Source organism: Synechococcus sp. BL107, assembly GCF_000153805.1.
Taxonomy (GTDB): Bacteria; Cyanobacteriota; Cyanobacteriia; order PCC-6307; family Cyanobiaceae; genus Parasynechococcus.
Genome location: NZ_DS022298.1, coordinates 1 through 8,546, shown reverse-complemented (window position 1 = coordinate 8,546; position 8,546 = coordinate 1). Strand labels below are relative to the sequence as shown.

The following is an 8,546-nucleotide window of genomic DNA, read 5'->3' as shown; positions in this document are numbered from 1 at the left end:
ACTTGTCGAAGCGCCTGGCGTAATCCTGCACGACGCGATCAACACCAGCGGTTTGCCAGCACAATTGCCGGGAGTTGTTCAATCCTTGTCATCAGACCAGTTGTGCTTTCTCCACTGCTGAGATCCAAGTCACAGCTGTTGGGGTTTGATCGTTTCAGCGCCGTTTGTTGCGGCTCGAGGTCGATCGATTTGAGTTGGTGAGCAAACACCAAACATTCCATCAGGGAGTTGCTTGCGAGGCGATTGGCGCCGTGGAGCCCTGTGCACGCCACTTCGCCAACAGCAAAGAGCCCTGGCAGATTGGTCGCTGCTTGCAAATTGGTGGCAATACCCCCCATCCAGTAGTGGGCGGCAGGCGCAACGGGGATGGGGTGTTCCAGGGGGTTCAGCCCAAATTCACTGCATCGGTCCAGGATTGTGGGGAAGCGCGCTTCGGCTTGTTCCCGGGGAATCGCGCTGAAGTCAAGCCAGATTTGTCCCACCCCCTGCCGTTGCATTGCTTGCACAAGGGCGCGACTCACTTGGTCGCGGGGAGAAAGATCTCTCTGCGCAAGGTGCGCCACCGGGCTGCAACCGAGGTCATCGACAAGAACACCACCCTCCCCGCGGACCGCTTCCGAAATCAGGAAACAAGGGGCATCGTCGAGACGTAAAGCGGTGGGATGAAATTGAACGAATTCGAGGTCTTCGACGGCTGCTCCGGCTTGCCAGGCCAAGGCAATTCCTTCACCACACGCTTGGGCTGGATTGGTGGTGTTGGCGAAGAGATGTCCGCCGCCCCCACTGGCCAGCACCACCGCTCGTGCTTGCACGGTGTAAAGCAGCTGTCCATCGAGCACTTGAACGCCGCTGCAGCTTCCGTTTTTCACCGTGAGCTTGGTGACTCGAACACCACGGCGATGCAGCAATCCTTCCCGTTCTTCGACGCGTTCCCGGAGCACATCCACGAGAGCGCGTCCGGTTTGGTCTTGCACGTGTAAGACCCGTTTATGGCTGTGGGCAGCTTCAAGCGTTGTGGCGAGATTGGGCCCATCTCGGTCAAAGGCCATTCCCAGTCGTTGCAGTCGCTCGACGCAATGGGGAGCCTCATCCACGAGAAGCCGAACGGCATCCCCATCGCACAGGCCAGCTCCAGCATGAATGGTGTCCTCCGCGTGGCTGCTGGCGTTGTCTTCAGGTCGAGTGACCGCAGCAATCCCCCCTTGGGCCCAGCGGCTGGAGGAACGACGTCCGGTGTTGCGGTTCAGAAGCAACACTCTTAAACCGGCCGGTAGATCGAGGCAGGTCATCAGGCCTGCTGCTCCTGCACCAATGACCACAACATCCCAAGGACCTGGAGGAATGGGATCAAGCGGACGGGGCTGGTCCATGGAGGCAAAAAACCGCCGATAATTCCGGCGGTTCAAACGATTACAGCAAGTCTGTGTTGAACGTTTGTTCTAGCGGTACTGACCGTCGTTAATCCTGTCGTCACCTTCATTCAGGGCGATGGATGGCGGGGTCACAGTGAAGTTGTCGCGGTACTTGGCGAACAGTTCTTTCTGACGCTCGCTCAGGTCAAGCTCTAAGACGTCGTCAACGTTGTTGTAAGGGCCGCCGAGGACGATTTTGCCAGCCATCGTGGGATACATCCCAGGAAACTGCTGGAATCGGCGTACGGAGGAGTTGTTGAGGTCCACCTTGCCTTCTCGTTCAGCAATCTTGTCATCCACAACATTGCGGATTTCGCTGCCGGAATATTTCCCGAGAAGGTCTTCCTCCGCATAAACCGCGGATGGAATCACAAGGCCTGACAACAAACCTGCCATTACTAGGGCGCCGGTCAGCCAGCTCAGAAGCCGCTTCATCACTACTCTCGATCAGGGGACGGAACGGGACGGCCGGCAATGCCGGTTTGCAAAGACTACAAGTCGCATTCCCGATCTAGTTCGACAAAACCCAGAGGTTTTGCAGTTCGTTTCACTCGATCAGTCCACTCAGGCCTGGTTGAACGACTGCGGCTAGTAGAAAAAGACCATCGACCCACAGGGTTGTCATCAGCACGGCTGCAGACATGGACAGCGTCTCGTTGCTGTTGAAAGCAGCCGTTTCATGTTTTGACAATGTGTTCGCGAGCCAAACAATGGCGCTGGCGGCTAAGGCCAGAGCTGTGATCGGTAGGGGATGAAGAAGATGGAGCCCGGCTTCGTGCAGGAGTTGTGGGGCCTTATCTAAAGATGCCGTCACTACCTCAGGCCAGAAGCGCATCACCCCGGTGATGGCCATCATCAAATCTGTGAAGGCTGTGCCAACCAGTGAAGACAAATAAAAGGCGGAAGCCAGCCGCCATCGTGTTCCAAATCCAGCCAGTGCAAGAGGTAAAGCAAAAGCTTCCACCGGTAGGTGCAAAACAGGATGAGCCCTCAGCCAACCCCAAAACACGCAACCGGCAAGCCAACTGCCGCTAAAGCCGACAAACAATGAGCCCCAATCAGCCTTTTGTTGATCGTCGCTGCGATTTAAAACCACGCCGATGGTCACCAGCACAGCGGTGAAGAGCGTCGCGGAAAAAGGATGAACGCGAACCCAGGGTGCTTGCAGGAACACTGGAAGCACCACCATGGCCGCGGCAGCCTTGGGTACCGAAACGAACCAAGGACGGTCGGAGGCTATGGATTGCCAGGTGCCGCCGACCAAGTGCTCCTCGTTACAAAGTCACGAAACCATAGAAGACATTCTCGATGCCTGTGTCCGACATAGGGTCGCCTCAATGTTTGATCCCGAATGATCGATACCACGGCTCCTCTGGGTCTTCTCGAGGCCTTGGTGCTCGGCATCGTCCAAGGCCTCACTGAGTTTTTGCCGATTAGTAGTACTGCTCATCTCAGAGTTGTTCCTGCGCTTTTGGGTTGGGACGACCCTGGGGTGTCCGTTACGGCAGCGATTCAGCTTGGGAGTGTCGCGGCAGTTGTTGCTTACTTTCGCCGCGACTTAACCCAGGTGCTGAAAGGCATCAGTCGTGCTGTCCGTCATGGACAGTGGCGCGAACCAGACGCTCGTTTGGGTGTGGCGATGTTGATTGGAACATTGCCCATCCTTGTGTTGGGGCTTGGTATCAAGTTGTTCTGGCATGAGGGCTATGCCAGCTCCCCACTGCGTAGTGTTCCTTCTATTGCCATCGTTTCAATCGTGATGGCCCTGTTTCTCGCTTTAGCTGAACGCATGGGCTCACGGCTGAAACAGCTCGGAGGTGTCACGGGACGCGACGGTTTTGTTGTGGGCTTGGCCCAAGCCTTAGCTTTGATCCCAGGTGTTTCCCGGTCAGGGAGCACCCTTACAGCGTCGTTGTTTGATGGTTGGAAACGGTCTGATGCAGCCCGTTTTTCATTTCTGCTCGGCATCCCTGCGATTTCCATTGCCGGTTTGGTTGAGCTGAAAAGTGCTTTGGGCACCAGCTCAGGGGCTGGTCCACTGCCTCTCCTTGTGGGAATTTTTTCAGCAGCAGTGGTGTCTTGGCTGGCCATCGACTGGTTACTGCGCTTCCTGCAACGCAACAGCACGTGGATTTTTGTGGGATATCGATTGGTGTTCGGTGCAGGACTTTTGGTCTGGTGGGCGGTTAAAAGCGCAAACTGAAAGGAGTTGATGCTGGCTTGTGTGGAATGAGCCATCCACTGGAGTCGCGATTGCGGCTCTGGATCCCAAGACTTCGGCACGGCACCCACAGCCCGCAGTGGTTGCGACTGTTGAACCTGGCTCCATTGGTGAGGAGCTGGGTTTTGAACCTGGTGATCAACTTCTCAGCATCAATGGTGTGCGTCCAAGGGACCTAATCGACTACCGCTATCTCTGCGTTGAGGAAGAACTCAGCCTTCAAGTTCGCGACACTGCTGGTGAGTTGCACAGTGTGGACCTTGAAAAAGACGCGGATGACGGCCTTGGCTTGGCCTTTACCGAAGCGTTATTCGACGGGCTCCGTCAGTGCAATAACAACTGTCCTTTTTGTTTTATCGATCAGCAGCCGCCAGGGCATCGCGACAGTCTCTATTTGAAAGATGACGACTTTCGGCTCAGTTTTCTGTATGGCTCCTACTTAACCCTGACCAACCTCACGGATGTGGATTGGCAGCGGATTGAAGACCAGCGTTTGTCCCCGCTTTTCGTATCTGTTCATGCCACCGAGCCGGCGTTGCGTTCAAGGTTGCTTGTGAATCAGCGCGCAGGATTGTTGATGGATCAACTCGCTTGGTTTGATCAACGTGACCTCCAAATTCATGCCCAGGTTGTCGTTTGTCCTGGGCTGAATGATGGAGCTGCCCTGGAGCGGACTCTCTCCGATCTCGCTCGCTTTGCAAGTGGAGATTGGCCAGCTGTTTTGTCCGCGGCTGTGGTGCCTGTGGGGTTAACTCGGTTTCGCCCCGAGCAGGATGGTTTGATCCCAGTAGACGGCCGGTGTGCTCGCACGGTGATTGCTCAGGTGGAACAGATCCAGGCCGAGTTTCAAAGCCTGCTTGGATCACGCTTTGCCTGGCTGTCGGATGAGTGGTACTTAATGGCCGGATTACCTCTGCCGCCTCGCGCCGATTACGAGGATTTTCCGCAGCAGGAGAATGGCGTTGGCAGCATTCGTGCGTTTCTGGAGGCTCTTGATGAAGCTTCCAATGAATTGCCCCAATCTGTGAGCCGCTCCAGGCGTTGCAGCTGGGTGGTGGGAAGCATCGTGAAGAGCGCCTTGCAACCGGTCGCCCAGCGGCTCAATGCTGTGGACGGAGTGAACCTGCAGCTGTTTGGTTTGCCAAGCCCGTATTGGGGACAAGACCAAGTGGTGACGGGCTTACTGACGGGCCAAGACCTTCTAGATGGCTTGATGGGACAAGATTTGGGTGATGAGCTGTTGCTTCCCTCGGTGATGTTGCGCCAAGGCCAGCCGGTGTTCTTGGACGACATGACACTCGAGACCGTGCAGGCTCAGATTCCCGTTCCGATTCGAGTCGTGCATGGGGCGGCTGACATCGTGGCCTCGGTATTGAGTTCGAAGGGAAAATCTATCTAAACTCGAAAAAGTTTTGTACGTGCTGTGCACCGGTTTCCCGCAAGTTTGTTGTTGATTGCGGGAGTGATGGCGACCGGAGCCTCTCCGGTTTTGGGGCAGCACAGCTCATCTGAAGACTCCGCATCCGCCCTAATTGATCAGTCCACGTTGCCCGCAGCACCTGAGCTCAAAGGTGGGCGGCCAAGGATCAAAGATGGTGCGGTAGCTCCTGCAGCCACTGAACTGCCCCCGCCTCTCCTGCCGTTGACGGCTCCGCCAAGCCTTGCGCTGCCTGATCAAAATCAGCAAGTGAGCATCCATGAGCTTCGTCCTCTCACTCTTGAGGATGCATTGCTTTTGGCTGAGGTGAACAGTCCAACGTTGAAGGCTGCGGCCAGTCAGACCGAACAAGCCAAATCGTCCTTGCGTGCAGCCATTTCTTCCTGGTATCCCAAGATTGATCTCTCAGCCAGTGGTCTGCCCGAATATTTCAAGTCCTATTCCTTCCAAAACCCTGATTTTGTTCCAGATCGGGTGGTTCAAAAAAACACCGGTGCAATTAATCCTTTGACCGGTGCACCCGAGATTCGTAACGAGACCCGCGACGGATACAACGAACGGTACGGGCGGGAATGGCGTGTCAATGCCAGTCTTCAGGTGAGTTGGGACATTATTAATCCGAGGCGAGTTCCTGAGATCGCTGCTGCCCGTGATCAGTACGAGCAGGCTCGTGATTCGTATGCGATTGCTCTGCGAGATTTACGGCTTAATACGTCCACTGATTACTTCAATCTCCAAGAAGCCGACGAGGGCGTCAGGATTGGCCAAGCATCGGTTCGTGCTTCCTTGGTGAGCTTGAGAGATGCACGTGCTCGTTTCAATGCCGGTGTGAATACCAAGCTTGAAGTTCTTGAAGCCGAAACTCAATTGGCGAGAGACCGCAACATCCTCACTTCAAAGTTGGGCGATCAGGACACGTCGCGTCGGCTTTTGGCGTCGAAGTTGGATTTGCCCCAAGACATCACTCCAACTGCAGCCACACCCGCCAGGCCCCTGGGTAGCTGGCAACCCTCGTTGCAAGAAAGCATCGTTGCCGCCTTCAACTTCAGAGAGGAGCTCGACAGTCTGTTGTTAAAAATTTCGATCAATAACAGCGAAGCCAATGCTTCACTTGCTGCTGTCCAGCCGGTTCTCAGCTTCGTCAATACCAGCAGTACCAGCCGACGTGAGGGACAAAGTGGGATTACGTCCCTGGGGGACATCGATATGGATGACTACGTATGGAGTGTTCAGAATTCCACTTCTTTAAGGGCAACTTGGCGGTTGTTTGATGGAGGGAGAGCTCGCGCTGAGTACCGCCGTTTCAAGCAAGCGGCTGAGGAGAGTGCTTATCGCTTTGCGCGCGCACGTGATTCCATTCGCCTTGAGGTGGAGCAAAGCTTCTTTGGGCTTCGAACTGCTGTCCAAAACATTCAGACCACGGGGAGTGAAGTCCTTTCGGCTCGAGAATCTCTTCGCTTGTCTCAGCTTCGTGTTCAAGCAGGTGTGAGTACCCAAAGGGAAGTGGTCAACAACCAGCGGGATCTCACCAATGCCGAGTTGCGTTATGCCGGGGCGATTCGCGACTACAACACCAGCCTTGCCCAATTGCGACGTCGGACCGGCTTAGATGCATTGGTGTCCTGCAGCAATCCTGTGTTGCCCTCCGTCAAGTCTGTCGACAACGAACCGTCGATTCCGATTGAGCCCACGCCGTTGAAGTCGGTTTGTCCCGCGATGGAGATCTCCACAGCACCCATCGATACCCCTGATACAACACGGTCGTTGTGGTGACAGCGGAGCTCACCGCTGATCAACTGACTGCTGTAGAGCAGTTGATCGACCGCGTTTCACAACGACAGCGCCAAGATTTTGGACACATTTCCTCTGATCTAAAAGCGGATGGAACCTTGATTACCGCTTGTGATCGTTGGAGCGATGCTGCGTTTGTTGAAGGACTGGCTGAGATTGCCCCAGGTGAGGGGGTTTTGAGTGAAGAAGGTTCAAAACACGTTCCAGATTCCCGTGCCTATTGGGTCGTTGACCCGCTTGATGGCACGACCAATTTTGCGGCTGGTATTCCCTACTGGGCGATCTCCGTTGCTCGTTTTGTCGATGGTCGTCCCAGTGAGGTGTTTTTGGATGTTCCAGCGCTGAGACAACGCATCGTCGCTCTGAAGGGGCGCGGTGCCTTTCGGAATGGGGAGGCGCTGACCGCTGAAACACGTCTCTCGGCGAACAGTGCTTGTGTGTCGTTATGCAGTCGCTCGATTCGCGTCTTGCAACGGAAACCAGACCAACCTTTCCCCGGCAAGATTCGTTTGTTGGGGGTGGCCAGTCTCAATCTCGTCAGTGTGGCGATGGGACAAACCGTCGGTGCTTTGGAGGCGACGCCCAGGATTTGGGATTTGGCGGCGGCCTGGCTTGTATTGGAAGAGCTTGATTGTCCGATTCGCTGGTTTGGAGCGGATCCGTCTCATTTGGAGCCAGGACAGGACCTTTCCCAGGCTCCCTTCCCGATGTTGGCGGCTGCTTCCGTGCCTCAACTCAATCGCCTATTGCCATGGGGTGAAGCGTTGTCGGAAGGCTGAACCGCAACCAGTTGCGCGAGGGGAGTGAGGGGTGTTATGTTTTTGTCTTGCGCGGGAGCCGAGAGGCGAGCGCGCAAGACCGAAGCGCTGAAGGCGAAGGCCTTTAGATGTTCTGAGGTCGGCTTACGGGGCCGCGGGAGAAATCCGACGGTGTTGTAAGTTTCAAAAGCGGTTGGAAACGACCGCGTTGATCAGCCGACTGCTTCCGAGAGGGAGATGGTTTGAGTTGATCGCACCTGGACAATTGAAAAGTTTAGGAACTGACGCTTTTATCGCGTTTGAGTTTGGATTGCATCGCGAGAGATGTGATTTGAATTCGAATGAAATTGCGATAAAGGTGTGAGGTCCCGTCAAAAAATTTAAGTTGCAATGAAGCATTGCGCTTACAACAAGGAGGTTTTCACGAGCCTTTGAGTTGTCGGTGTGCGCAGTGTGGAGCAACGACCGGATCTGAGATCCTGGAAAGTCACGATGAGAAATCAGAAGTGCACTCTTAAGAACCCTTGATCTGTCAGAAGACAAGGTGGCGACAACTGCAGTAAGTACGCCAGTGCTTATGTGTGGGTGAAGCAAGTCAATCTGAGGTGAAAGCCAAAAGGGGTTGATCTACAACGGAGAGTTTGATCCTGGCTCAGGATGAACGCTGGCGGCGTGCTTAACACATGCAAGTCGAACGAACCTTCGGGTTAGTGGCGGACGGGTGAGTAACGCGTGAGAATCTGCCCTCAGGAGGGGGATAACAGCTGGAAACGGCTGCTAATACCCCATATGCCGCGAGGTGAAATGAATTTCGCCTGAGGATGAGCTCGCGTCTGATTAGCTAGTTGGTGTAGGTAATGGCTCACCACGGCATCGATCAGTAGCTGGTCTGAGAGGATGATCAGCCACACTGGGACTGAGACACG

The 8,546-nt window shown here is 55.0% G+C and carries 6 protein-coding genes, 1 rRNA gene and 1 pseudogene; 5 read left to right on the top strand and 3 right to left on the bottom strand.

Annotation, left to right across the window (positions count from 1 at the left end):
- The 3 genes and pseudogenes from nadB to BL107_RS00030 all read right to left on the bottom strand — a co-directional run.
- A pseudogene (gene nadB / locus BL107_RS00040) lies at positions 1-1,370 on the bottom strand (L-aspartate oxidase); the annotation flags it as partial.
- Between the two features lie 69 nt (positions 1,371-1,439).
- Complete coding sequence (psbU, locus tag BL107_RS00035) at positions 1,440-1,847, bottom strand: photosystem II complex extrinsic protein PsbU (protein WP_009788195.1); 408 nt, start codon at positions 1,845-1,847, stop codon at positions 1,440-1,442.
- A gap of 112 nt (positions 1,848-1,959) precedes the next feature.
- On the bottom strand, positions 1,960-2,676 hold the full coding sequence (locus BL107_RS00030; protein WP_009788194.1) for a DUF3120 domain-containing protein: 717 nt from the start codon (positions 2,674-2,676) through the stop codon (positions 1,960-1,962).
- Between the two features lie 87 nt (positions 2,677-2,763).
- Between BL107_RS00030 and BL107_RS00025 the strand changes: the two genes are divergently transcribed.
- From BL107_RS00025 to BL107_RS00005, 5 genes are all read left to right on the top strand, one after another.
- Positions 2,764-3,615 carry an undecaprenyl-diphosphate phosphatase gene (locus tag BL107_RS00025; RefSeq protein ID WP_009788193.1) on the top strand — a complete coding sequence of 284 codons (852 nt, stop codon included), beginning with the start codon at positions 2,764-2,766 and terminating at the stop codon, positions 3,613-3,615.
- 19 nt (positions 3,616-3,634) lie between these two features.
- Positions 3,635-5,032 (top strand): TIGR03279 family radical SAM protein, encoded by a 1,398-nt coding sequence (locus BL107_RS00020; RefSeq protein WP_037987778.1) that lies wholly within the window; start codon positions 3,635-3,637, stop codon positions 5,030-5,032.
- A gap of 66 nt (positions 5,033-5,098) precedes the next feature.
- Entirely contained in the window at positions 5,099-6,844 is a 1,746-nt protein-coding gene (locus BL107_RS00015) for a TolC family protein (protein ID WP_071984251.1), read from the top strand.
- Positions 6,838-7,641, top strand: coding sequence for an inositol monophosphatase family protein (locus tag BL107_RS00010; RefSeq protein ID WP_009788190.1), 804 nt, complete (start codon positions 6,838-6,840; stop codon positions 7,639-7,641). The genes BL107_RS00015 and BL107_RS00010 overlap by 7 nt, the downstream gene beginning before the upstream one ends.
- Positions 7,642-8,249: 608 nt before the next feature.
- Positions 8,250-8,546 (top strand): 16S ribosomal RNA (locus BL107_RS00005); the annotation flags it as partial.